Origin of the sequence: Clostridium sp. HCS.1 (genome assembly GCF_047900555.1) — a bacterium.
Taxonomy (GTDB): Bacteria; Bacillota; Clostridia; order Clostridiales; family Clostridiaceae; genus Clostridium.
Map to the genome: position 1 here is coordinate 977,972 of NZ_CP170704.1, position 26,081 is coordinate 1,004,052.

Genomic DNA, 26,081 nt, shown 5'->3' on the forward strand with positions numbered 1-26,081 from the left:
TAATGAACTGCCCCCTGTCAAGTAGACAGGGTAAATAATAAAAAATTATGCTGCTAAGGTGTGGCTTCTATATTCAATAGGAGCCATACCTTTTAGTTTTTTCTGCAACCTTTTTGTATTATAAAATTCCATGTATTCATCAATAGCTTGATTAAGTTCTTCATAGGTATTAAACTTCCTTAGGTAATACATTTCAGACTTCAGTGTACCCCAAAAGCTTTCCATCGGCCCGTTGTCTATACAACGACCTACTCTAGACATACTTTGTATTGCATTAATAGCATTGAGTTTATTTTTAAAGATTTTACTTGTATATTGAAAACCTCGATCACTATGGAATAGTGGCGTTGCGTTCGGATTACTAATAATAGCTTTATCTAAGGTATCGAATACTAACTTATTATTGTTAGACTTACCTAATACATAAGAAATAATACTGTTATCACCGAGATCCAGTATTGCACTTAAATAAGCCTTGTTTCCATTAGTTAATTTAAATTCGGTAACATCAGTTAACCATTTTTCATTTGGCTTATTTGATGTAAACTCTCTATTTAATATATTTTCAGCTGTAATTTGAGGAGTGCTTTTAATATATTTTTTCTTTTTCTTTCTAATAACAGCCGTAAGATTTATAGATCTCATAAGCCTATATATACGTTTATGATTATATTGTGAATTTAATATTCGATTAATATTTAACGTTATACGGCGATAGCCATAAATTCCATTTACTTCTGAATAAAGTTTAGAAACTTCATCTAAGATAATTTTATTTTCTTTATCTCTAAAAGTTTCTGAATGATTTAACCATTTATAATAAGATGCTCGTCCGATTTTCGCACATTTACATAAGCCTGATATTGAGTATCCTAATTCATGTAACTCTTTTATTGCTAGATACTTATTTTTTGACGAAATAGTGTATTTATCTACCTCCTTTCTATCTCCTTCAATTTTTTTAAGAAATCATTTTCCATTTTTAAACGCTTATTTTCTGCTTTTAGAAGTTTTAAATGTGCAGTAGTTTTATCAGATTCACTTAACTCTTCAATTCTTTTATGTCTACCCCGTCTATCGACTAGGGCGTTATATCCATCTTTTTTATACTTCTTCATCCAAGTATAAACTTGCTGATAGGAAACATCATATTTATTAGAAGTTAAGTTATAGTCGTTAGCGTTAGCAATACAAAATGAAACAATATCAACTCTTTCTTCATAAGTAGTTTTTCTTCCTTTTGTCATAATAGTAGCTCCTTTAGTCTTTTTAAATTTAACTATATTATGATCATTATACTGCTTAATCCATCTTCTAAGAATACTACGACTTGATATTTTGTATAGTACACATATATCGCTTAAAGAACCCTTACCGTTAAGGTAATCATTTACCGCTTGTACTTTAATTTTAGATGAATACTTTGTGTTATGAGATTCGGTAATCAATCCTTCTTTCCCAAATGTTTTGTATTTACGTAACCAATCTTCAACTGAGCTTGGATTTATTTGTAGAGCAGCGCATATTTGTGACATAGTTTTATTACCATTAATATAATCATCAAGAGTTTCTAATTTAATTTCAACTGATATTTTTGATTTTCTTCCCATAAAAAATACTCCCTTCATAGTAATAACAGTTTTATTATTTTAACTGTCTACTATAAAGGGAGCATATCATAAATTAATTGCTGGATTTTTATTATTTACCTTAATATGATCTTTAAAAGGAATTAAACGCACAAAATTATTTCCAACATAATAGCTCGGCAATTTTGCCTATAGTTTTTCTTTAATTTCTAGATTAACACTATCATAAATTATTGCTCTTAATTTAATATATAGTTCTTTAATATCATTAGAATATTTATCTATATATTCTTTCACATTTTCATTAATAAGTAAATCCTCCTAAGTAACTAGTATTTTTATTATATAAGATACATGTCCTTGATTTCAGACTCCAATGATTTATAAATATAAAATTCAAAGAAAATCCACAAAAAAATGCTTTATCAAGCCTTTGGGAAAAATAGTATTATATAACCATAAGAGTTGAGAAAAAATTCACAAATTTTATAAAAGTAATGGTTATATCTATTGATAATTTTACCAATTTGTATTAACATATTCTTACAGGAATAAATATCCATTAAGACTAGCTAATAATAGTTAAATAAATTTCTAAAAATATTAATTTTTAAAAAGAGCATGTTACCAGACTGAGTAACAGAGCCATTAATAGCACCTATTTCAACTATTAAATCAATAGATGGTATACCTCATATACTAGAATTGAATCTATTAATTCAATATTTTTTAATATTTTTTTAATAGATTCAGAAAACTCAGATGATTAGATTCAGGTGTTGATTTTATTTAATAAGTTATTTATTTCTAATTAAAAAGCCTTTATTAACGCTAAATAAGTAGATATTTTAACAAACAAACTGCCTAGAGGAAGGAGGATAATATCATTTTCTTTTTAAAAGTAGAGCATGTATCTGTAAGTTTATAGTATTCTCTAATGAGATTTTTCAAAATAAAAATATTAAGAACTTTTTTCTGAGAAAACTTAACTATATTAAATTTTCTTAGATACCTTTTGGAATTTAAATAAAAAACTATTTTAAGTATGAAATGCATATTCCCAAGGGGGCGTAGGTAGAATAATAAATAAGAAAATTAAGATTAATTAGAGGTGTAATGTTCGTTAGAATTACAAATGGTTTGCTATCAAATATTACAACTAGATTATACAAGGAGGAATATATAATGGAAAGATTAAAAGGAAAAGTGGCAATTGTAACAGGTTCTACTAGTGGAATTGGAGTTGGAATTGCTAAATTATTTGCAAAAGAAGGAGCTAAAGTTGTTATCTGTGGACGTCGTGAATCTAAAGGTCAAGCTGTAGTTGATAGTATTGTTCAAGATGGTGGAGAAGCATCTTATTATTTTATGGATATTACAAAAACTGAAAGTATTGATGCTTTATTTAAATATACTTTCGAAAAATATGGAAAGATTGATGTTTTAGTTAATAATGCTGCTAATGTTTGTTTAAAGGATGGACGTGTGGATGAATTAACATTGGAAATGTGGGATAATATTTTCCAAAGTGATATTCGAGGAACTTTCTATGCAACAAAATGTGTTTTACCATATATGAAGGAAAATAAAGGAGGTTCTATCATTAATATTGGTTCAATGGCTTCATGTGGTGGAGACCTTGGATCAACTGCTTATGCTTCTGCTAAAGCTGGTGTAGATATGTTGACTAAATCAACTGCATTACAATATGGTAAAGAAAATATTCGTTGTAACTGTGTTCGTCCAGGGTTAATAGTAACACCAGAAAATGCTGACTATGTAACAAAAGTTTTAAAAGATATCTTCTTAAACAACATTATGATTAACCGTTATGGTAGCCCTGAAGATATTGCTAATATTTGCTTGTACTTAGCATCTGATGAAAGTGAATACTTTACAGGACAAGTTGTTACAGTAGATGGTGGATTGAATTCTCATGTGTCTACTGTAGGACAATTCAAAGAAATGAAATCTCGTACTTGGTAATATAATGATATTAAGGTAACAATCATATGATTGTTACTTTTTTACCTTATATATTAACTTTTAGAAAGAAAAATATATAATGCTAGTGTGACTTGGAGCGTATGCGACGGAACAGCTAGCATTATATATTTTTCGGCTTTTTTTTATAAAAATAGTGGAAATTATAAAAAAGTAGGTGTATAATAAAAATATAAATAAATATTGTGAATTTTCTGAAAATAGTCAATTTGAAGAAAGTGAATCTTTGATAAAAGATGGGGGTCTTGAAAAGGTTTACTTAGGGGAGGTATACTTATGGTTGGTTTTGATGTTAGGAATGTGAACTCTAAGGATTATAATGATATAGTTAGGCTAAGTGAGGACTTAGATTATTCGAGCATTAAATCCATAATAGAAGATGAAAATTCTAAGATTATTGTAGCTCAATTAAATGATGAAATTATAGGATATATAAATTTCACAATTTTAAATGATACAAGCTACAAAAGTAATTTAGCTATTAAAGAAATCATGGTTGAGGAAAAGTATAGGGGACTTGGCGTAGGCCATCAGCTAATGATTGAAGCTAAAAAGTATGCAGCAGATTATAATGCAGCTTCTATAGTTGCAATTTATAATAATTATAAGGAAGAGGAGGTGTATTTTTATAATAAAGAAGGCTTTAGATTGAATGACGAAAGGAGGTATGAGAAACTATCCTAAATTCAATAAAATGAAAGGAGGAGATAAGTTAGGATTACCACGTTCAACTACAGGGAAGGAGGCAAGAAGGCAAATCCCAAATTTAATAGATAGAAGGTAGCTTAAGTTAATTATATAATAATTGCTTTTGCTACCTTCATTTAATTATATAAGATTAAGATACTAAACTAGTTTTAATATATTTTATTAAGTAGCTTAAAGTATAAAAATCTTTGTCTAATTCATTAGCTAATAAGTTTAATCCTTTAATTAAATCCTCTTCATTGAAATTTTCTAAAAGGATCATAATGCTTAATAGGTTTATGCTTCCATCTCTGGTATCTAAAACTCTTGAACTTTTTACATATTTATTATTTAAGGCATTTAAAGTAGCATTTTTAAGTTCTTCACTTATATCTAGCTTTGGCATTTCATGGTAGATTCTTATTTCTTTATCATTTATATTTAAATTTTTAACATTAGTTAAATCAGTTGCAACAAAAATAGTGTTTACAAAGTTAGCACCTTTAAAGTCTACATTATCTAATCTTACTGAATCAAAAATAGTATTTTCAAATTTAGCATTTTTAAAATTACTTTTCTTAAAGTTACTACCTATAAATTCTGCAAATTTAAAACTACACTTTAAAAAGCTACAGGATTTAAAATGTGCACCTCTAAAATTTACATAGTCAAAATTTGAACCAGAAAAATTGCAATTATAGCAATTACTTCTTTCAAGGTTTTGATACATAAAGTTTTTATCTTTCTTTTCTACATTTTCATAATTAAAATTAACTTTAGTTTTTTGATCTTTAGCCATTATTACCTCCATAATAAATATATTATTTTTCAAGCTATACATTTTAATTAATATTAACATAGAAATAAAGAAATGTCATATTATGAATACTTCTAGCTTGAGAAGCCACAAATAATAAAAGATAATAATATATAACATTTGTGATATAATATATGTAATATTTTTAAGGGGGCAAGTAATATATGGAGTTTTATGGACTTTTAGGAGAAAAACTTTCTCATAGCATATCACCAGAAATTCATAGTGAAATATTAAGACAAATAAATATAGCTGGTGGATATAAGTTATTTGAAGTTAATAAAGATAGGCTAAAGGACTTTATAGAAGCTTTAAAGCTTTTGAAAATAAAGGGCTGTAATGTAACTATTCCTTATAAAAAGGATATAATAAAATATGTTGACTTCATATCTGATGAAGCTAAAAAAATAGGGGCAATTAATACTATATATTTAAATGAAGGAAAATTATATGGATATAATACGGATTATTTTGGATTTGGATATATGCTAAAGGTTAACAATATAGAAGTTAATGATAAAGTAGTGGTAATACTAGGTAATGGAGGGGCTTCAAGAGCTGTATTACATTATTTAATAGATAATAATGCAAAAGAGGTTTACATAGTAAGTAGAAATCCAAAAAAAGATGACTTTTTACTTGAAAATGTAAAGTTAATTAGCTATGAAGAACTGAAATCACTAAAAGGAGATATTTTAATTAATTCTACACCAGTAGGAATGTACCCTAATATAGGAGAATCACCAGTATCTAAAGAAGTAATTAATAATTTTGATGTTTTAGTGGATCTAATATACAATCCTATGGAAACTAAGTTTTTATCTTATGGAAAAGAATTAAATAAAATAAATGTTGGAGGCCTTTACATGCTTATTGGGCAGGCAGCTAAAGCACAAGAAATATGGCAAGATACTGATATAAATGAATATGTTATTGAAGAAATATATAATAAGATAAATAGAAAATTCCTTTGATTTTAGGTGATTAGTATGAAGAGGAATATAATTTTATTAATTGGAATGCCCGGATGTGGGAAAACTACTATAGGGAAAAGACTTTCAAAGGAACTTGGATATAAGTTTTGCGATATGGATAGCTATATCGAAGATATATCTAAAAGCACAGTTAAAGAATTATTTGAAAAAAGTGAGGATTACTTTAGGGATTTTGAAACAAGGGCTTGCAAAGAATTAAGCATTATAAAGGAAAATATAGTTATATCTAGTGGTGGTGGAGTAGTTAAAAGAAAAGAAAATATAGATTATTTTAAAGAAAATGGAATTATTATTTTTATAGATAGACCTATAGAAGATATTATAAAAGATGTAGATACTAACTCAAGACCATTATTAAAGGATGGCAGAAGTAAACTTTACAACCTATATTCAGAAAGATATAATTTATATAAGGATTATTCTCAATATAGAATTAGTAATAATAAAGATATAGAAACAGTAATAGATTATATAATACTAGCAATAAATAGTAATAAGTAAAGGGGGGAATATATGAAGATATTAGTTATTAACGGTCCTAATTTAAATATGGTTGGAATAAGAGAAAAAGGAATATACGGAACTAGAGATTTTAAAGACATTTGCAATTATATTAAGGAAGAAGGACAAAAAAGAAACATAGACATAAAATTATTTCAAAGCAATATTGAAGGTGAAATAATTAATGAAATTCATAATGCTTATTATGAAAAGTATGATGGAATAATAATAAATCCAGGAGCATTTACTCATTATAGCTATGCTATATTAGATGCAATTAAAGCTGTAAATATTAATACAGTAGAAGTCCATTTATCAAATATACACGGAAGAGAAGAATTTAGGCATAAATCAGTTATAGCACCAGCATGTATTGGTCAAATTTGTGGGTTTAAAGAATTTGGTTATGTAATGGCTATGGAAGCCTTAAAAATGAAAAATGAAGAATTTAGAATGAAGAATTAAGGAATAAACTCCTTCGGAGTTTAGAAAAATGAAAGAATGAAAAAAATGAAGAAAATTAATAGTGAAGAAGTAAAAGTGAATGTTAAATTCCATGGGAATTTATAAATTTCATAACTCAGCTATGCTGAGTTATATCAATAATTATTCATTATTCATTCTTCATTCTTAATTTAAATGTAGTATGGAGGGATAGAAAAAATGATTATTGTAATGAATCCAAATTGTAGTGAAGATGAAGTATTGAAGGTTAAGGGAGAATTAGAGAGTAAAGGATTAGGTATTCACTTATCTCAAGGTGAAACCTTTTGTATAATAGGCGTAGTTGGTGAAACTAGAGCAATAGATTCAGATAAGCTTTTAAGATTTTCTGGGGTAGATAAAGTTTTAAAAGTTGAAGAGCCTTATAAGAAGGCTAATAGGTTATTTAAACCGGAGGATACAGTGATTGATGTAAGAGGTAGTTTAATTGGAGGAGATAATTTAGCTGTTATAGCTGGACCTTGCTCTGTTGAAAGTGAGGATCAAATAATAGAAATAGCTAAAAGCGTTAAGGAATCAGGTGCTAATTTTTTAAGAGGTGGTGCATTTAAGCCAAGAACTTCTCCATATAGTTTCCAAGGTCTAGAATTAGAGGGATTAGAGCTTCTTAAAAAGGCAAGGGAAGCAACAGGATTGCCAATAGTAACGGAAATAATGTCAACTGATTATATAGATGTTTTTGAAAGAGATGTTGATGTAATTCAAGTTGGTGCTAGAAATATGCAAAACTTTGATTTATTAAAACAATTAGGTAAAACTAATAAGACTATATTATTAAAGAGAGGTTTATCAGCAACCATTGAAGAATGGCTTATGTCAGCAGAATATATAATGGCTGCAGGAAATGATAATGTAATACTTTGTGAAAGAGGTATAAGAACCTTTGAAACCTACACAAGAAATACATTAGATTTAAGTGCAATACCAGTTATAAAGAGAAGATCACATTTACCGGTAATAGTAGATCCAAGTCATGCAGCAGGATACTGGTACCTTGTTGAACCACTTGCAAAGGCAGCAATAAGTGCAGGAGCAGATGGACTTATGATAGAAGTTCACAACAATCCACAATGCGCATTAAGCGATGGACAACAATCAATAAAACCAGAATCCTTTAAGAAAATCATGGATAAAGTAAGGATTTTAGCTGAAATGGAAGGAAAGAAACTATAGTAATTAAAGAATGAAAGAATGAAAAAATGAATGAGTAAATTACTTCGTAATTTAAAAGTTTTATAATTCAGCTTGTCTGAATTATCTCCATAATTATTTCATTATTAATTCTTTCATTTTTCAAATTTCAAGTTTGGGGGTATTTATGAATATTTTAATAGTAGGGCTTGGTGTCATTGGTGGTAGTTATGCTATGGCGCTTAAAGCAGCAGGTTATGAGGATGTCTATGGAATAGATAGTAATTTAGAAACTTTAAGAAAAGCTAAGGAACTTGGGCTGATTAAAGAAGGTTATGTAGATAGTAAGGAAATAATAGGAGAAGCTGATTTAATTATTATTTCTCTTTACCCCAGGTTAGTTAAAAACTTCATTCATGAGAATAGGAATTATTTAAAAAAAGGTACTATAATAACTGATGCTACAGGAATAAAGGAGCATTTTGTTGATGATATACTAGCTATATTGCCAGAAGGAATAGATTTTATTTTTGGTCATCCTATGGCTGGTAGGGAGAAAAAAGGAATAGATTATGCATCAAAAGAGGTTTTTAAAGGCGCAAATTATTTAATAACTGTAACGGATAGAAATAAGGAAGAAAATATAAAGCTCTTAGAAAATATTATTTATGATATGGGTTTTAAAAAGATAAAGAGAATAAATCCAGAATATCATGATAAGATGATTGCATTTACAAGTCAGTTACCTCATGCTATTGCTGTGGCATTAATTAATAGCGATGAAGAGGGAAGAGACACTGGAAGTTTTATAGGAGATAGCTATAGAGACTTAACTAGAATTGCTAATATTAATGAAGATTTATGGAGTGAACTGTTCTTTGGAAATAAGAAGAATTTATTAGAATCAATAGATAACTTCTTATTGGAACTAAATAAAATAAAAAGTTCTATAGTAAATGAAGATGAAGAGGAATTAAAGAACTTATTTATTAAATCAAGTAAAAGAAGAGAAAAACTATAGGCGATTTCGCATAATGAAAAATGAATAATGTAAAATGTAGAATTAAGGAAGAAACTTCTTTCCTTCAGTATATGAGGAGATAGATATTATATTCTGGTCACTTGTAGCCTAAAAGGTCACAAAGAATATAATATCTATGTCCTTTTTTATTTATCAATTATTTAATAACTCAATTATAGATAAATCTCTAGATTTACTTAAATCTATAAATTCATTATTAGAAAATACTAAAGGTGATTCTAAGTCATTAAGATTCATTTGTATGATTTTACACTGTGCATTATTGCTTAATAAGGCATTTTGGCCAATATAATAACTTTCTAAACCCTTTAAGAAGGTATTACATAAGGAATAATCTAATTTTGTTAGGCTTTCTTCTTTTATTGTTTTTAAAGATTGAAGAGGTTTTTTCCTTTTCTTATAAGCTCTATTAGAATTAATGGCATCAAAGGTATCTGCAATTGCTATTATCTTAGCAAATTTATGGATTTGATCACCAGTTAACTTTAGGGGGTAACCGCTACCATCACATCTTTCATGATGCATTAATACCCCATATAAAACAGATTGACTTATAAAGGGAATATCTTTTATATCATTATAAGCAAGAATAGGATGAGTTTTTATTATTTCGTATTCTGCTTTAGTAAGCTTTGTAGGTTTATCAATTATTTTTTTATCAATTTTGGTTTTACCAAAGTCATGAAGAAGAGAGGCATATATTAAAGCATGTAATTTACTTTCTGATATGTTAGCCCATTTGCCGAGTAAATAGCTTAAAACAGCCACATTTACTGAATGCATATAAATGGAATCTTCTCCACTACCATTAAGAATTATACTTTTTATTATATTATTATTTACTTTAATTTGGCTTAGAAGCTTTTTAGCATATTCATTTATTTCATTTGTATTTGATGATTTAAGATTAGTAGAGTTAGTAAATATATATTCAACACTATTTGATACATTTATTAAAGTAGTCTTAGCTTCTTCTATAGCAATAACTTCTTTAGAAACTTCTTCATTACTAAGTACCTCAACTTTATCAAAGGCATAAAGAGATTTAAGTTTATCTAACATCTGCTCTGTTAATTTAATACCCTTTCCAACTAATACAGTTCCATTAAAAACAATATCATTAGAAGTTATCATACCAGCTTTTAAATTTATTATATCTATAATTTCTTTTTTATTATTCATAAAATTTACCCCTAAATATATTTATATTAAGTAAGAAAACAAATTCTTTATTAAACTCCTTAATTATTATATCGAAGAAAGGTTTATAAATTTTAGGTTTTTAGTAAAATAATGTATTTAGGTAAAAAATAGAGAGATCTAAATTATATTAGTAAGATATATTAAAATAGTATATGTGTTATAATAATTCATATAAATTTTAAGGAGTGATATTATGAAAGAATTAGAAACAAGAGTAGTTGATATAGATGTTGATAAAATTAGAGGAATTTTAAATAATATTGGAGCAGAAAAGGTAAAGGAAGAATATCAAATAAATAATATATATGATTTTGAAGATAATAGACTTTTAAATGCAAAAGGATATGCAAGAATAAGAATTACAGATGATAAACTTAATAATAAAGAAGTAGTGTATATGACTACAAAGAAAATGTTAAGTCAAGGTACCTTCAAGGAAATGGAGGAAAATGAAACCATAGTGGAAGATAAGGAAGCTGCAAGTAAAATATTTACTTCTTTAGGCTTATCTTTAAAGCAATCAATAAAAAAATATAGAGAAAGCTATAAAATAAAGGATTCTTTAGTTGAAATAGATATTAATGATAAGAGCTTTTGTCCTTTTCCTTATTTAGAAATTGAAACTTATTCAGAAGAGAGACTTAAAGAAATATTAAGTATATTAGGATATACAATAGAGGATACTACATCAAAGACCATTTATGAATTGTTAGAGGAAAGAGGATTATCTAAGGGAGAAGGCAAGGGACTATAAAATATTTAAATTAAAATTCGGCAAATTTTTTACATTAGTAGTATTAGTTGTAACAAAAATATATTCTTCTTAGTAAATTATAATTAAGGATTTTATATAAATACTAAGGAGGATATAATATGGAATGGTTTATAGGGTTAAACCCAATTTTTCAAGGGTTACTTGCAACTTTATTTACTTGGTCAGTAACTGCTTTAGGAGCTGGAGTAGTATTTTTCTTTAAGAAATTTGATAAGAGAATTTTAAACACAATGTTAGGTTTTGGTGCTGGAGTAATGGTTGCAGCTAGCTTTTGGTCTCTTTTAAGTCCAGCCATTGAACTTTCGGAAGAACTTGGATATTCGGGATTTGTTATTCCTTCAATAGGATTTTTTTTAGGAGGTGCATTTTTAATTTTTGCGGATAAGTTAATGGATACTTATTCTTATGGAGTTATATTAAATAAAGAGGATGAGAATATTTCAAAAGCAGCTAAATATAGAAAAAGCATTCTTTTGGTTTTAGCTGTAACTCTTCATAATATCCCAGAAGGATTAGCTGTAGGTGTGGCTTTTGGGGGAGTAGCAGCAGGAATACCAGGAACTAGTATTGCAGCAGCTCTTACACTTGCTTTAGGAATAGGCCTTCAAAACTTCCCTGAAGGAGCAGCAGTTTCATTACCCTTAAGAAGTGAAGGATTATCAAGAACAAAAAGTTTTCTTTATGGGCAAGCCTCAGGACTTGTAGAGCCTATTTCAGGAGTTATAGGAGTTATTGCAGCTTTATCCGTAAGAAGTTTACTTCCATTTTTATTATCATTTTCAGCAGGAGCAATGATAGCTGTAGTAGGTGCAGAACTATTGCCAGAGGCTTCAATACAAAATAAGAAGTTAACTACATTAGGACTTATCTTAGGATTTATTGTTATGATGGCTTTAGATGTAGCTTTAGGATAAATAATTTAAATATTAGTTTAAGCTAAAACTTTTAGTTTAAATTAAAAAATAAAGGAGTACCACATTTCTGTGGCACTCCTTTATATTAATGGAATTATGCTTTATTGATTGATCCGAATAATTCCATTTTTTCTTTAACTGTAGCTTTAATAGCTTCAAATCCTGGAGCTAAAAGCTTTCTTGGGTCAAAGCCTTTTCCTTGTAAGTCTTTTCCTGCTTCGATGTACTTTCTAGTACCTTCAGCAAATGCTAATTGACATTCAGTGTTAACATTGATTTTAGAAACTCCTAAAGAAATAGCTTTCTTTATCATATCTTCTGGAATTCCAGTACCACCGTGTAATACTAGTGGAACATTGTTAGTTACTTTGCTTATAGCTTCTAAAGCATCAAAGCTTAAACCCTTCCAGTTTGATGGATATACTCCGTGGATGTTACCAATACCAGCAGCTAACATAGTAACTCCTAAGTCAGCAATTGCTTTACATTCAGCTGCATCTGCGATTTCTCCAGCACCAACAACTCCGTCTTCTTCTCCACCGATTGAACCAACTTCAGCTTCTAAAGATAATCCTTTTTCTGAAGTTAATCTAACCATTTCCTTAGTTTTAGCTATATTTTCATCTATTGGATAGTGAGATCCATCAAACATTATTGATGAGAAACCAGCTTCCATAGCTTTTAAAGCACCTTCATAGCTACCGTGGTCTAAGTGAATTGCAACTGGTACAGTGATGTTTAATTCTTCCATCATTCCGTTTACCATTCCAACTACTGTCTTGAAACCACACATATATTTAGCAGCTCCTTCTGAAACTCCTAATATAACTGGTGAATTATTTTCTTGAGCAGTTAATAATATTGCCTTAGTCCATTCTAAGTTGTTGATATTGAATTGACCTACAGCGTATTTTCCCGCTTTAGCCTTGTTTAACATTTCTTTTGCTGAAACTAACATGGTATAAAACCTCCATACTATATATTTTATTACAATTAAGCTATGTAGCTAACTGTATAAAAAGTTACAACTAAAAAGTTGAACTCATCGTTAATATTATAACTCAAAATAACTTTAATTTAAACAATAAAATTAGAAATTAGTTGCCAATATATAAAAATTATGTGATATTTACTATATTTATATAATAAAATATAAATTCAAATAACAATTTATAAATAAAATCAATACAAATATATAAAATATATAAAATATAATGAAAATTTTGTGCTTTAATACAAAAGTAATAAATTTAGCTAAAAAGTGAAATGATATTTCAATAATATGTTATTATAATGAAAAAGGCATTTATATATTTATTTTATTACTAGAGATAGGGAATATATTTTCTATATCTAAATAATTATATATAAATATATAAAATAATATAAATTTCAGGTAGGGAATCACTTATATAAATTACACTTTAGGAGCATTGCCTAAATTTATATAGCTTATAGAGCAATATATAATAAAGGAGGTGTGAAAATAAAAATTATAATTCTAAAGTAAAAATAACATTATTACTATTTACAATATTTAAATAATAATGTTAATAATGATACAACAGATATTAATTATATTTACAGCTAAGTAGATATGATAATAAGAAAAAAAGTGTATTATAAATAAATTATAGCTATCATATTAGTATTTTCAAGGAATTGTGAAAAGGGTTTTAAAGATACTTCACAATAGGAAATGGGTAATAGGAATAAAATTAAATTCATTTCAAAATAATAAAGGAAAGTAGGAGATTTTATGACAAATTTAGAATTAGCTAAGATTATTGTTAATTTAGTTGGTGGTAAAGAGAATGTTGTTAAGGCTGCTAACTGTATGACTAGACTTAGACTTACTATAAAGGATAATAGTTTAGTAAAAGTTGAAGAAATAAAAAATACTGATGGTGTACTAGGTGTTGTTGAATCTAACAACTACTTGCAAGTAGTATTAGGACCTGGTAAGGCTAAAAAAGTTACAGATATATGTGTTCAAGAATTAGGACTACCTAGTGATGGAGTAGCAACTGAAAACTGGAAAGATAATAAACAAGCAATAAAAGAAAATCAAAAACAAAATAATTTTAAAAAGTTAGTAAATACAATTGCTAATATATTTATTCCTTTAATACCTGCAATTATTGCAGCTGGTATATTTAATGGATTAGGAAGTTTAATTTCTACATTACAAGGACAAGGAACATTACCAGCAGAAGGATTCTGGAAAGCTACACAATTAATGTTTGCATTAATAGGTGGTGGATTCTTATCATACTTTGCTATTTATACTGGTATTAACTCAGCAAAACAATTTGGTGCAACAGAAGCACTAGGTGGTATGGTTGGAGCTATTTCAATTAGTGCTAATATAGTAGCTTTATCTACTATGATGGGATTATATAATGAAGAATTTCCACTAAAATCTATTTTAACAACAGGAAAAGGTGGTATTATAGGTGTAATTTTTGGCGTATATATACTTGCTAAGATTGAAAAAGCAATTCGTAAGAGAGTGCCAGATGTTTTAGACTTAATATTAACTCCATTACTAACATTATTAATAACAGGAATATTATTCGTATTTGTAATAATGCCTTTAGCTGGATTTATATCTGATAAATTAGTAGCTGCTTTAAGCGTAATTATTAATTCTTCAAATCCAGTTGTTAGTGTAATAAGCGGATTCCTTTTATCAGCATTATTCTTACCAATGGTTTTATTTGGATTACATCATGGATTAATTCCAATTTATGCTGTTCAATTAGAAGCTATGGGTGGAGTTTCATTATTCCCAGTACTTGCAATGGCTGGAGCTGGACAAGTTGGTGCTGCAATAGCAATTTACTTTATAGCTAGAAAAGTTAAGAATATCAGATTACAAAAGGTTATTACAGGTGCATTACCTGCAGGATTCTTAGGAGTTGGAGAGCCATTAATATATGGAGTTACTCTTCCAATGTTTAAACCATTCATTACTGCTGGACTTGGAGCAGGATTTGGTGGAGCTTATGTAATGCTTACACATGTACTAGCTACAGCTTGGGGTCCATCTGGATTAGTAGCTATTCCAATAATGCAACCAGGAAGTATGGTTAATTACTTTATAGGTCTATTAGTTTCTTATATAGCTGGATTTATTATTACTTACTTTGTAATTAAGGACGTAGATGTTAAGAATGCATAATTAAATTAATATAATAGGATTTATATCAAAAAGAGATATAAATCTTATTTTTTTTATAAATTTATATTATAATATATAAATAGAAAAGTTACATAGGAGGAAAAATGGATAAAGTTGAATTAGTTATATTTGATATGGATGGACTAATATTTGATACAGAAAAGCTATCTTATTCATCATGGATAGAAGCTGGAAAGAAATTTAATATTAATTTTGAATTAAAGACATTTCATAAATTACTTGGAACTAATTATGAAAGTTGTAGAAATACATTAATTTCAGAGTATGGAGATAGAGTAGATGTAGATGAATATATGATGGAAAAAAGAAAAATTAATCTTGATTTATTAATAGATGGAGCAGAAAAAAAACAAGGATTAGATGAATTATTAGAATATTTAACTAATAACAATATTAAGAAAGCAGTTGCAACATCATCAAACAGAGAAATTGCATTAGGCCACTTAGAAAAAGCAAATATATTACAATATTTTGATTATGTATTATGTGGCGATGAAGTTAAAAAATCAAAACCTAATCCAGAAGTTTTTTTAAATGTTGCTAAAAAATTAGAAGTAAATCCAAGAAATTGCATAGTTCTTGAAGATTCAGAAGCTGGTGTTATTGCTGCAAGTAGAGGAAAATTCAAAGTTATAATAATTCCAGATATGAAGGAACCGGAAAAGGAAATAGAAGAGTTAGCTTATAGAAAATTAAATAATTTAAAAGAAGTAATAGATGTAATTGAAGATTTAAAATAAATTAGACATAATAATATGAACAAAAGGTAAAGGTGGTGAATTTGGACTGTTAAAGAATTTATTAACTATTTTATAATGGTCCAAAAAATATGGAATATATAAGTGATATTAATATACAAGAGGCAGTAATTCATATTGTAGATTCAAATACTGATGAGCCTGTATTAAATGAGTATAGTCTTGAGTTAAATGAAGATACATATACATTCCTACATAGACATTTAGAAAAATGCTTTAAGGATGAAGAATTAAAGTATGCTATATTTAATCCTGAAAGAAATATAGTAAAAGAAGTAGTTCAAGATTATTTAAATGGAATAGATAAAGACTTGGTTTCACTATCTAAGGAGCTTGCAAGACAGTTATTTATTATAATGAAGGGTAATACTAATATTCCATCCTGTGACTTAATAATAGTATCATTAGTTACTGATCAAGGTCCAATGATAGGAATATTAAAGATGGATTATGTAAAAAACTTCACTCATAAAGTTGAGTTTATAGAAAATAAAATAGGAATAGATATAGTCCCACAAGCAGCAGGACTTCCAGCAAGCAGTCAAAGAATACAAAAAGCTGCATTTATAAAGCCTATTAGAGAAAATCAAGACTATAATCTTATGGTTATTGATAAACAAAGAAAAAGTAAAGATGAAGATGAATATGGAGCTAATTATTTTATAAGTAATTTCCTTGGATGCTCAATTATAAATAATGAGAGAGATATGACAAAGACATTTTTAAAGGCTGCTGAAAATTGGACCAGAAGCAATATTGTTGAAGATGCTGATAAGGCAGAGAGAATAAGAACAGCAGTTAAAGCAAAGTTAAAGGAAGAAGATAAGATTAATATAGAGGATTTATCTAATGAACTTTTTAAAGAAGAACCTCAAATTAAAAATGACTTTGCTACCTTTGTAAAAAGTCATGGTCTCGAAGAAGAAATAGCAATAGATAAACAATGGGTTGAGAAGAAATTAAAAAGAGTTAGATTAAAAATAGATAAGGATATTGATTTGTATATTAATGAAGAAGCCTACCACGATGGAACTAGATTTGAAATTCAAAGAAACGGTGATGGCAGTATAAATATGATAATTAAACATGTTATAAATTATATTGAAAAGTAAAGATTAGAATAGTAGTAATTTCTATATATGTTTGAAGTGTATTTATTAATTTTATTATATTTAGATTTATTCTAAAAATAATAAAATAGTAGATACACTTTTTATTATTAATTTGCTAAAAATGATGATGTTAAAATTTAAATTAATAATAAAAGAAATAATAAATGAATAAACTTCATATTGTTAACAAAATCAAATTTAAAATATTAATTGCTCTAAATAATAATTAATATTATTTAGAAATTAATAAAACTTAATAACTTCTATTGACAAGCAAAATGGAAAGGTTTACTATGAAAGTATATATTATGTGTAGAAATGACATTTTTACTAAACATTATTAGAGTAGAAATTATATAAAAATGATAGTTTATAAGGCTTTAGAGCGTATAAAATTGAGGAGGATTAACATGAGAGAAGAAAATGTATCTAAAGGGAAATATATTACAGTTGAGGAAGCTTTGAATTTAATTAAAAGTGGAGATGTAATAGTTACAGGACTAGGTGCAGCAGAAGCAAAAGAAATTTCAAGAAATTTACATAAGATAGCAGATAGAGTGAAAGATGTTACAGTGACAACTTGTTTACCACAAGAACCGGCTGAATATTTTATGAATCCAGCTTATAAGGACTCTTTTAGAATGGATGGATGGTTTTATACAGGACCTATGAGAAAAGCACAAAAGAATGGTAATATATCACTTATACCAAACCATTTACATTTAACAGCCTTTAAGAGACAATTCCATAAAAAAACTAATATTTACATGGGAACAGCTACCCCTCCAGATAAGCATGGATATTTATCTTTATCTTTAAGTAATATTTATGAAAAAAGAATTTTAAAAGATGCTGATTTAGTAATACTAGAAATAAATAAGAATTATCCAAGAACCTTTGGAGATGTAGAAATTCATATAAGTGATGTTGATTATGTAATAGAAACTGATTATCAACCTCCAATGCTACCAGAAGTTGAACCTAATGAAAAAGATTTAGTAATAGGGAAATTAATAGCAGAAAGAATTAATGATGGAGATTGTATTCAACTTGGAATAGGTGGTATTCCTAATGCTGTTGCAGCTTCATTAATGGATAAAAAGGATTTAGGAGTTCACACAGAAATGTTTACTACTGGAATAATGAAGTTAATAAAGGCAGGAGTTGTAACAGGAAAGAAAAAGAATTTTAATTACGGAAAACATGTTACAGGCTTTGCTTTAGGAACAAGAGAACTTTATGATTTCCTAGACGATAACCCTTCAGTAATGATGATGGATGGATTCTGGACAAATGATCCATATGTAATTGCACAAAATGATAATATGGTTTCAATAAATACTTCTATAGAAGTAGATTTAACAGGTCAATGTGCATCAGAATCAATTGGGCCAATGCAATTTAGTGCCACAGGTGGACAATCTGATACTGCTGTAGGAGCTCAAATGTCTAAGAATGGACGTTCATTTATAGCTCTATATTCAACTGCTATGGTTAGAAATAAAGAAACTGGTGAAAAAGAAGAAATTTCTAAAATTGTACCATTTTTAAAGCAAGGGGCAGCTGTAAGCTTATCAAGAAATGATGTAGATATGGTTGTAACTGAATATGGAGTTGCTGAACTTAGAGGGACAACCATTGCAGAAAGAGTAGAAAGATTAATTAATATAGCTCATCCAAAGTTTAGAGAAGAATTATATATTCAAGCAAAGGAATTTGGAATAATATATTAAACAAAAAAATAGATTATATATTTTTAAAGAGAGGCTTATTATAGTCTCTCTTTAATTTATTAATTAATAATAGACTATAAATTATATTTTAATTTTTTATAAAAATAGATTGAATATTCTGACTGGATATAATAATATAATACTATATAATGTAAGCGATTACTTTCAAGTGGAGGGATTATATGAGTAATTTTAATAATTTACAGAAGGTTATATTATCTAATGGAGAAACATTAGCATATAGAGAAGAAGGAGTAGGAGAAAAGATATTGCTTCTTATACATGGTAATATGTCATCTTCAAAACATTGGGACATACTTGTGGAAAGGCTAGGTGATAAATATAGAATTATAGCTGTGGATATGAGAGGATTTGGTGGTTCAACATACAATAATCCAATTAATTCATTAAATGATTTTGCAAAAGATATAGAAGAGTTTCTATGGAAATTAAATATCGATAAATGTTCAGTTATAGGATGGTCTACTGGTGGAGGAGTAGCATTAGAATTAGCTGCAAATATTAAGGAGAAAATAGAAAAGGTAATTTTATTAGAATCAGTAGGAATTAAGGGATATCCTATTCCTAAGAAAGATGAGAATGGAATGCCTACTAATGAATTATTAAAAACAAAAGAAGAAATTGCAAAAGATCCAGTACAAGTAAAACCTGTTTTAGATGCTTTAGCAAGCAAAAATAAAGAGTTTTATAGAATGTTATGGAATGCAGCAATTTATACACATAATAAACCTAAAGAGAGTTTATATGAAGAATATTTAGAAGATATGTTAACTCAAAGAAATTTAGTAGACGTAGATTATGCTTTAGCTACCTTTAATATGAGTAATGAGAGCAATGGAGTAAATGATGGTAGCAATAGATGTGATTTAATAGAAGCTCCAGTATTAATTTTGCAAGGTGATAGAGATTATGTAGTTCCTATGAGTATGGCAGAGGATACTAATAGATTCTTAAAGAACTCAAAAATAGTTATACTTACAAACTCTGGTCATTCACCTATGATAGATTGTATGGACAAGCTTCTTGATGAAATAAATAAATTCTTATAGAAATAATAAAGGGATGTAACAATGATAAAGATAAAATTGAAGCATTCCTTTATGTGCATATTAAATAATTAATTATTCAATTTATAAAAAAATATTATAGGTTAGAAAAGTTATATATATAAATTTAGTAGTTTGTTAAAAAATTCTAATGAAAAGTATCGTTTTCAGAATATTTTAGTAAATACTAAAAGCTGTATTGACATTATTTACAGAAAAGGATTACAATCTAAATGAAAGTAAACACTTACATACTTGAAGGATTTAGGAGGTAGTTCATATGGTTAATGTTGGAGTGGCTGGATTAGGATTATATATTCCTAATAATAAAATGACAGCAAAAGAAATATCAGAGGCTACAAATGGAGTTTGGAGCCAAGAAGCAGTAATAAAGAAATTAGGAATAGTAGAAAAGACAATACCTGGAGATGATGACGGAACTCAAGAAATGGGAGTGCGTGCAGCTTTAGAGGCATTAAAAGATGCTGATTTGAAACCAGAAGAAATAGATGTAATTCTATGTATGGGTGAAGAGTGGAAGGAATATCCACTAACTACATCAGCTTTGTATATTCAAGGGAAAATTGGAGCTACCAATGCTTGGGGAATAGATGTACAAAATAGATGCTGTACTACAGTATCAGCAATAAAAATGGCAAAGGACATGTTATTGGCAGATGAAGATATTAATACAATTATGATAGTTGGCGGATATAGAAATGGAGACTTTGTAGATTATAAGGATTCTAATATGTCAATGATGTACAACCTTTCTGCTGGTGGTGGAGCAATAATTTTAAAGAAAAATATAAATAAAAATCTGGTTTTAGGATCTCATATAAAGGCAGACGGAGATTTCGCTAGAGATGCAGGAGTTGAAATAGGTGGAATTATGAATCCTTTTAATAAAGATAATATTGAAGAAGGATATAAATCATTAAGACTTATGAATGCCAAACATATGAAGGATGGATTAAACTCTATATCCATGCCTAATTGGTTTGAGTGTATTGATAAATCTTTAGATAAATCAGGATTAAAGAGAGGAGATATTGATTACTTAGCAGTATTACATTTTAAAAAATCTATGCATGATTATATGTTAAAGGAATTGGGATTAACAGAAGAACAATCAATTTATTTATCAGATTATGGTCATATGGGACAAATAGACCAAATACTTTCACTAAAACTTGCATTAGAATCAGGAAAGGTAAAGGATGGTTCTGTAGTCTTAATGATAGCTGCAGGAATAGGATATGTATGGTCTGCTAACGTAATAAAATGGGGAGAGTGTTAATCAATGGATACATTTTTTCAAATACTATTTAGCAGTTTAGAAACAGGAAGTGTTTATGCCTTAGCGGCTTTAGGAATAATAATTATTTTTAGAACATCTAGAACCACAAATTTTGCTCAAGGGTCAATAGGAATGTTTAATGCCTTTGTTGCTACATTTGCATCAATGAAATTGGGACTACCAGCTTGGTCAGCAGCTTTAGTAGGTATGGTAGCAGCATTTTTTAGTGGAGTATTAGTTGACTTAGTAATAATTAGAAGAGCTAAAAAGACATCTCCAGTTTCAAAGCAAATTATAACCTTTGGAGTAATAATGCTTTTCTTGGGAGTAGCACCAATGATATTTGGGTCAGTTCCATTAAACTTTCCTAAGTTTATAGAAACTGGAGCAGTAGATATAGTTGGAGCATCAATTTCTTATAATGCAATACTAAATATAACTATAGGATTAATAATAATGGGAATATTATTCTACTTCTTGCAAAAGACAAAATGGGGACTAGCTGTTAGAGTTACTGCTTCTAATGAAGAAACAGCAAGACTTATGGGGGTTCCAACCTCACTTGTAACTATGGGAGCTTGGGCAATTGCAGCAGCACTAGGAACATTAGCAGCTTTAATGCTTGCACCAGCCATTACAGTAAGTGTTACTATGATGGATAATGTTCAAACAAACGCTTTAATAGCTTGTGTTTTAGGAGGATTCCAAACCTTCTATGGACCAGTTATAGGCGCTTATTTAATAGGATTAGGTAGAAATTTATTAATATACTACGTTTCATCTACATGGGGAGATCCTCTATTGTTTACATTGATTCTATTATTTATTGTATTAAGACCAAATGGAATAATAGGAAAGAAAATAATTAAGAAGGTATAGGAGGAACATAGATGAAAAAGATTTTAAATCAAAGATACAGTAAATATATTTTGTTTGGAATAGTACTATCTTTATTTCCTATACTTCAAGAAATAGGAATTATAAAAAGTTCAACAATAACTACCTTTGGAACTATTTTATTTTATGCCATAGTTGCCATTGGATTAAATGTACTTTTAGGATATTCAGGATTAATATCTCTTGGAACAGCAGGTTTTATGGGACTTGGAGCCTATATGTCAGCTTATTTAACAGAAGATATGGGACTTCCATTTATAGTATCTTTAATTATATCTGTAGCAATACCCCTTATAATTGGAGTTCTTGTTGGGTTAGTATCCCTAAGAATATCAGGTATGTATCTAGCAATAGCAACCTTAGCTGTATCTGAAATACTAAAGAAGATATTTGTTGAATTTGATTCAATTACAGGAGGATTTTCTGGAAAAAATGCAGGGTATCCATCTTTATTTGGACTTGAACTTAACAGAGATACTACCTTTATTTTTATAGTTATTTTACTAGTAATAGTTATGATACTTACAGATAATTTTATTAACTCATCAACAGGAAGAGCATTATTAACTATGAGAGTAAGTGAAGCAGCTGCACAAGCTATGGGAATTAACTTACTTAAATATAAGCTTACAGCCTTTGCACTTGCAACAGGTTATGCAGCTTTAGGTGGAGTTATATATGTTCACTTTATAAGATTTTCATATCCATCTAACTGGAATTTACTTTTATCACTACAAATATTAGCGGTAATAGTTATTGGAGGAGTTAGAACTATATCAGGACCAATAATAGGATCAGTAATAGTATTTGGTGTTCCAGATCTTATATTAAAACAGCTTCCAGTAATAGGTTCAATAGATGGATTAGCGTATATATTTACAGGAATACTTATAATAATTGTAATTTTATTCTATCCTTATGGATTGATTTATATTGGACATGATGTAAAGAAGTATTTTAAGAAGAAGAAGGTGAATGTAGATGAGCTTAACACAAACCCTTAAAGTAGAGAATTTATCCATTGCATTTGGTGGATTAAAGGCAGTTGACGATTTAAGCTTTCATATTAATGAAGGAGAAATATATGGTTTAATTGGTCCTAATGGTGCTGGAAAAACCACAGTATTTAATTGTATTACACAATTCTATAAGCCTAATAATGGAAAGGTTGTATTTAGAAGTATTAATGGTGAAGAGGTTAATTTAGTAGAAAAAGAAACTCATAATATTATAAATTTAGGACTAGTTAGAACCTTCCAGAATGTTGAATTAATAAAGGACCTAAGCTTACTTGAAAATTTGCTTATAGGAGCTCATATTTCATATAAGACTGGACTTTTTGGAAATGCTTTTAGAACAAAAAAGGCAAGAACAGAAGAAGAAGAAAATCTGAAAAAAGCAGAAGAAATACTAAGTTTTTTAGGAATTGAGCATAAAAAATATGAGCTTGCAGGTGGGCAACCATATGGAATACTTAAAAAAATTGAACTTGGAAGAACTCTTATGAGTAAACCTAAGTTAATTATTTTAGATGAACCAGCAGCAGGTCTTAATGATACAGAAACTCTTGAATTATCAAAGCTTATAAAGAGTATTAGAGATGAATATAAATGCAATATTTTATTAGTTGAGCATGATATGAGATTAGTTATGGATATATGCGATAGAATATGTGCAATATCTTTTGGAAGGAAACTTGCAGAAGGTACTCCAAAAGAAATACAAACTAATAAAGAAGTTCAAGAAGCTTATTTAGGAAAGGCGGAGTAAGATGAGTAAAACAATTTTAAAAATAGATAATCTTACTGTTTCTTATGGAAGTATAAAAGCACTAAAGGGGATAGACATAGAAGTTAGAGAAGGAGAAATAGTTGCTTTACTAGGTGCCAATGGTGCTGGTAAAACTACCACATTAAAAACTCTTTCAGGAATTGTGCCTGTTGAAAAAGGAACTATAGATTTTTGTGGAAAGAATATAACAAATTTATCACCTGAAAAAATAACATCTTTAGGAATAGTTCAATCACCAGAAGGAAGGCAAATATTCCCTGATATAACAGTGGAAGAAAACTTAAGAGTAGGAGCTTTTACAGTAAAAAGTAAAAAAGAAATTGCTAAGAATTTCGAAAGAGTTTGCAAGTATTTTCCTATTTTACTTGAAAGAAAAAAGCAATTAGCAGGAACTTTAAGCGGTGGAGAGCAACAAATGTTAGCTATAGCAAGAGCCTTAATGGGAAGTCCTAAGGTTTTACTTTTAGATGAACCATCATTGGGACTTGCACCACTTATAGTAAAAGCAATATTTGAAATAGTAAAAGAAATTAACTCAGAAGGAACAACAGTATTAATAATAGAACAAAATGCTCTTCAAACATTAAAAATTGCTGACTATGCATATGTCCTTGAAGTAGGAGAAATTAGCATGGAAGGTAAGGCAAGTGAATTAATTCAAGATAAGAGATTATTAGAAGCTTATCTTGGGGGTTAAAAATGTTTCCAATAAAAAATTAACATATTAATACAAAATAAAATTTGGAGGGAAAATTTATGAGAAAGAAAACTGCATTACTTTTAGCTTCACTTACATTAGCTATGGCTTTTACAGGCTGTGGGAAAAAAGAAGAGGCAGCACAAGGAGTTACAGAAACTACAATAAAAGTAGGTAATAGTGCTGCTACATCAGGAGCTTTTGCTCCAATAGGAGTTCCATTCAATGCTGGTATAGAAGCATATTTTAAAATGGTAAATGAAAAGGGCGGAGTAAATGGAAGAAAAATTGAATTTGTTCATACTGATGATGAGTTCAATCCTGAAAAAGGAAAGGCTGCATTAGATAAGTTGGTAAATGATGATAAAGTATTTGCTATAGTTGGTCATTTTGGTACTCCAGTAGTAGGAGCTACATTAGATGATCTTAAAGAAATAGGAATACCAGCAGTTTATTTTGCAACTGGAACAGGAATATTATATAACGAAAATGCAACTAAGGGAGAAGGGGATAATATATTCCCAGTTCAACCAGTATATCCAATGGAAGGACGTATTATGACAGCTTGGGCAAAAGGGGAGTTTAATGCAAATAAAATTGGTGTTATCTACACTAATGATGATGCTGGTAAAGACTTAGTTAAGGGTATTGAAACAGAAGCAAAAAATATTGGCGGAATTGAAGTTATAAGTGAGCAAGTAGCTCCAGGTGCAGAAGATGTTTCATCAGCAGTAACAAAGATTAAAAATGCAAATGTAGATACTGTTATTATTGCTGGAATTCAAGGTACTTTCCCACAAATAGCTAAAGAATTAGCTAAACAAGGAAATACTAAGCCTGCTATTACTACTTATGTAAATGTTGATAAAACTATGGTTGATTTAGTTAAAGCTGATGTTGCTGATAAATTTGAGATTTATGGAAATGCTTGGGTAGATGTTACTAAACCAGCAGTTGCAGAATATGCAAAGACTGTTCCAGCAGAATTCGCAGCAAATGCTTATGCTATGACAGGTTGGATAGCTGCAGACTTTTTCGTAAAAGGTTTAGAAAGAGTTGAAGGAGAAATAACTTGGGAAAAATATATAGCTGCTATGGAAAAAGAACCAATTGAAAATCCATTTGGTGGAATGATAGATTTTGCTAATGGAAAGAGACTTGGAACTCAAGAAATGTCATTAGCTAAAATGGATTTAACAAGCCCAACAGGTTGGGTACCTTTTATTGGATTTAAGAATATAGATTCTATATTAGGAAAATAATAAAAATTAATGTGCTGCTACAAAATGTAAAATGAATAATTAAGAATTAATAAATTAAGAAATTAAAAAATGAAAGAATTAAAGAATGTAAAATGAA

At 28.7% G+C, this 26,081-nt stretch carries 25 protein-coding genes; 20 read left to right on the forward strand and 5 right to left on the reverse strand.

Annotated features, from left to right (window positions below):
- Window positions 1-45: 45 nt before the first annotated feature.
- Window positions 46-957: an IS3 family transposase gene (locus ACFYH6_RS04560; RefSeq protein WP_416246478.1), complete on the reverse strand. Its 912-nt coding sequence runs from the start codon at window positions 955-957 to the stop codon at window positions 46-48.
- Window positions 933-1,610, reverse strand: coding sequence for a transposase (locus tag ACFYH6_RS04565; protein WP_416246458.1), 678 nt, complete (start codon window positions 1,608-1,610; stop codon window positions 933-935). Before ACFYH6_RS04565 ends, ACFYH6_RS04560 begins: the two co-directional genes overlap by 25 nt.
- 1,164 nt (window positions 1,611-2,774) lie before the next feature.
- Here ACFYH6_RS04565 and ACFYH6_RS04570 point away from each other — a divergent pair.
- Together ACFYH6_RS04570 and ACFYH6_RS04575 are read left to right on the forward strand one after the other, a co-directional pair.
- A complete protein-coding gene (locus ACFYH6_RS04570) occupies window positions 2,775-3,575 on the forward strand; it encodes an SDR family NAD(P)-dependent oxidoreductase (RefSeq protein WP_416180284.1) in 801 nt (266 codons plus the stop codon).
- 294 nt (window positions 3,576-3,869) lie between these two features.
- The gene (locus ACFYH6_RS04575; protein WP_316343758.1) at window positions 3,870-4,277 is read left to right on the forward strand and encodes a GNAT family N-acetyltransferase; all 408 of its coding nucleotides are present in this window, start codon (window positions 3,870-3,872) and stop codon (window positions 4,275-4,277) included.
- Between the two features lie 154 nt (window positions 4,278-4,431).
- Here ACFYH6_RS04575 and ACFYH6_RS04580 read toward each other — a convergent pair whose 3' ends face one another.
- On the reverse strand, window positions 4,432-5,079 hold the full coding sequence (locus tag ACFYH6_RS04580; protein WP_316343759.1) for a pentapeptide repeat-containing protein: 648 nt from the start codon (window positions 5,077-5,079) through the stop codon (window positions 4,432-4,434).
- A gap of 182 nt (window positions 5,080-5,261) precedes the next feature.
- Here ACFYH6_RS04580 and aroE point away from each other — a divergent pair, with 182 nt between their 5' ends.
- From aroE to ACFYH6_RS04605, 5 genes are all read left to right on the forward strand, one after another.
- Window positions 5,262-6,071 carry a shikimate dehydrogenase gene (gene aroE, locus ACFYH6_RS04585; protein ID WP_416180285.1) on the forward strand — a complete coding sequence of 270 codons (810 nt, stop codon included), beginning with the start codon at window positions 5,262-5,264 and terminating at the stop codon, window positions 6,069-6,071.
- A 15-nt stretch (window positions 6,072-6,086) separates the two neighbouring features.
- Window positions 6,087-6,593 carry a shikimate kinase gene (locus ACFYH6_RS04590; RefSeq protein WP_416180286.1) on the forward strand — a complete coding sequence of 169 codons (507 nt, stop codon included), beginning with the start codon at window positions 6,087-6,089 and terminating at the stop codon, window positions 6,591-6,593.
- Window positions 6,594-6,605: 12 nt separating this feature from the next.
- On the forward strand, window positions 6,606-7,058 hold the full coding sequence (gene aroQ / locus ACFYH6_RS04595) for a type II 3-dehydroquinate dehydratase (RefSeq protein ID WP_416180287.1): 453 nt from the start codon (window positions 6,606-6,608) through the stop codon (window positions 7,056-7,058).
- A 198-nt stretch (window positions 7,059-7,256) separates the two neighbouring features.
- Window positions 7,257-8,270, forward strand: a complete 1,014-nt coding sequence (aroF, locus tag ACFYH6_RS04600; RefSeq protein ID WP_316343763.1) for a 3-deoxy-7-phosphoheptulonate synthase — start codon at window positions 7,257-7,259, stop codon at window positions 8,268-8,270.
- A 145-nt stretch (window positions 8,271-8,415) separates the two neighbouring features.
- Window positions 8,416-9,249, forward strand: a complete 834-nt coding sequence (locus ACFYH6_RS04605; protein WP_416180288.1) for a prephenate dehydrogenase — start codon at window positions 8,416-8,418, stop codon at window positions 9,247-9,249.
- 153 nt (window positions 9,250-9,402) lie between these two features.
- On the opposite strand, the gene ACFYH6_RS04610 is transcribed toward ACFYH6_RS04605, so the two are convergent.
- Window positions 9,403-10,452, reverse strand: a complete 1,050-nt coding sequence (locus tag ACFYH6_RS04610; protein ID WP_416180289.1) for an HD-GYP domain-containing protein — start codon at window positions 10,450-10,452, stop codon at window positions 9,403-9,405.
- 214 nt (window positions 10,453-10,666) lie between these two features.
- On the opposite strand from ACFYH6_RS04610, the gene ACFYH6_RS04615 reads away from it, so the two are divergent.
- Window positions 10,667-11,227, forward strand: coding sequence for a class IV adenylate cyclase (locus ACFYH6_RS04615; protein WP_416180290.1), 561 nt, complete (start codon window positions 10,667-10,669; stop codon window positions 11,225-11,227).
- A gap of 119 nt (window positions 11,228-11,346) precedes the next feature.
- Window positions 11,347-12,162 (forward strand): ZIP family metal transporter, encoded by an 816-nt coding sequence (locus ACFYH6_RS04620; RefSeq protein ID WP_416180291.1) that lies wholly within the window; start codon window positions 11,347-11,349, stop codon window positions 12,160-12,162.
- Between the two features lie 94 nt (window positions 12,163-12,256).
- Here ACFYH6_RS04620 and fba read toward each other — a convergent pair whose 3' ends face one another.
- Complete coding sequence (gene fba, locus ACFYH6_RS04625; protein WP_316343768.1) at window positions 12,257-13,120, reverse strand: class II fructose-1,6-bisphosphate aldolase; 864 nt, start codon at window positions 13,118-13,120, stop codon at window positions 12,257-12,259.
- Between the two features lie 801 nt (window positions 13,121-13,921).
- Here fba and ACFYH6_RS04630 point away from each other — a divergent pair.
- From ACFYH6_RS04630 to ACFYH6_RS04680, 11 genes are all read left to right on the forward strand, one after another.
- On the forward strand, window positions 13,922-15,346 hold the full coding sequence (locus ACFYH6_RS04630) for a PTS transporter subunit EIIC (protein ID WP_416180292.1): 1,425 nt from the start codon (window positions 13,922-13,924) through the stop codon (window positions 15,344-15,346).
- A 104-nt stretch (window positions 15,347-15,450) separates the two neighbouring features.
- A complete protein-coding gene (locus ACFYH6_RS04635) occupies window positions 15,451-16,107 on the forward strand; it encodes an HAD family phosphatase (protein ID WP_316345342.1) in 657 nt (218 codons plus the stop codon).
- A gap of 89 nt (window positions 16,108-16,196) precedes the next feature.
- On the forward strand, window positions 16,197-17,237 hold the full coding sequence (locus tag ACFYH6_RS04640; RefSeq protein ID WP_316345343.1) for a nucleoid-associated protein: 1,041 nt from the start codon (window positions 16,197-16,199) through the stop codon (window positions 17,235-17,237).
- Between the two features lie 410 nt (window positions 17,238-17,647).
- A complete protein-coding gene (locus ACFYH6_RS04645; RefSeq protein ID WP_316345344.1) occupies window positions 17,648-18,970 on the forward strand; it encodes an acetyl-CoA hydrolase/transferase family protein in 1,323 nt (440 codons plus the stop codon).
- Between the two features lie 182 nt (window positions 18,971-19,152).
- Complete coding sequence (locus tag ACFYH6_RS04650; RefSeq protein WP_316345345.1) at window positions 19,153-20,040, forward strand: alpha/beta hydrolase; 888 nt, start codon at window positions 19,153-19,155, stop codon at window positions 20,038-20,040.
- Window positions 20,041-20,317: 277 nt separating this feature from the next.
- Entirely contained in the window at window positions 20,318-21,337 is a 1,020-nt protein-coding gene (locus tag ACFYH6_RS04655) for a 3-oxoacyl-ACP synthase (protein ID WP_416180293.1), read from the forward strand.
- Window positions 21,338-21,340: 3 nt separating this feature from the next.
- Complete coding sequence (locus ACFYH6_RS04660) at window positions 21,341-22,216, forward strand: branched-chain amino acid ABC transporter permease (protein WP_316344288.1); 876 nt, start codon at window positions 21,341-21,343, stop codon at window positions 22,214-22,216.
- An 11-nt stretch (window positions 22,217-22,227) separates the two neighbouring features.
- Window positions 22,228-23,238 carry a branched-chain amino acid ABC transporter permease gene (locus tag ACFYH6_RS04665; protein ID WP_416180294.1) on the forward strand — a complete coding sequence of 337 codons (1,011 nt, stop codon included), beginning with the start codon at window positions 22,228-22,230 and terminating at the stop codon, window positions 23,236-23,238.
- Window positions 23,216-24,004 (forward strand): ABC transporter ATP-binding protein, encoded by a 789-nt coding sequence (locus ACFYH6_RS04670; RefSeq protein WP_416180295.1) that lies wholly within the window; start codon window positions 23,216-23,218, stop codon window positions 24,002-24,004. The genes ACFYH6_RS04665 and ACFYH6_RS04670 overlap by 23 nt, the downstream gene beginning before the upstream one ends.
- A 13-nt stretch (window positions 24,005-24,017) precedes the next feature.
- A complete protein-coding gene (locus ACFYH6_RS04675) occupies window positions 24,018-24,722 on the forward strand; it encodes an ABC transporter ATP-binding protein (RefSeq protein WP_416180327.1) in 705 nt (234 codons plus the stop codon).
- 59 nt (window positions 24,723-24,781) lie between these two features.
- The gene (locus ACFYH6_RS04680) at window positions 24,782-25,984 is read left to right on the forward strand and encodes an ABC transporter substrate-binding protein (RefSeq protein ID WP_416180296.1); all 1,203 of its coding nucleotides are present in this window, start codon (window positions 24,782-24,784) and stop codon (window positions 25,982-25,984) included.
- Window positions 25,985-26,081 lie beyond the last annotated feature (97 nt).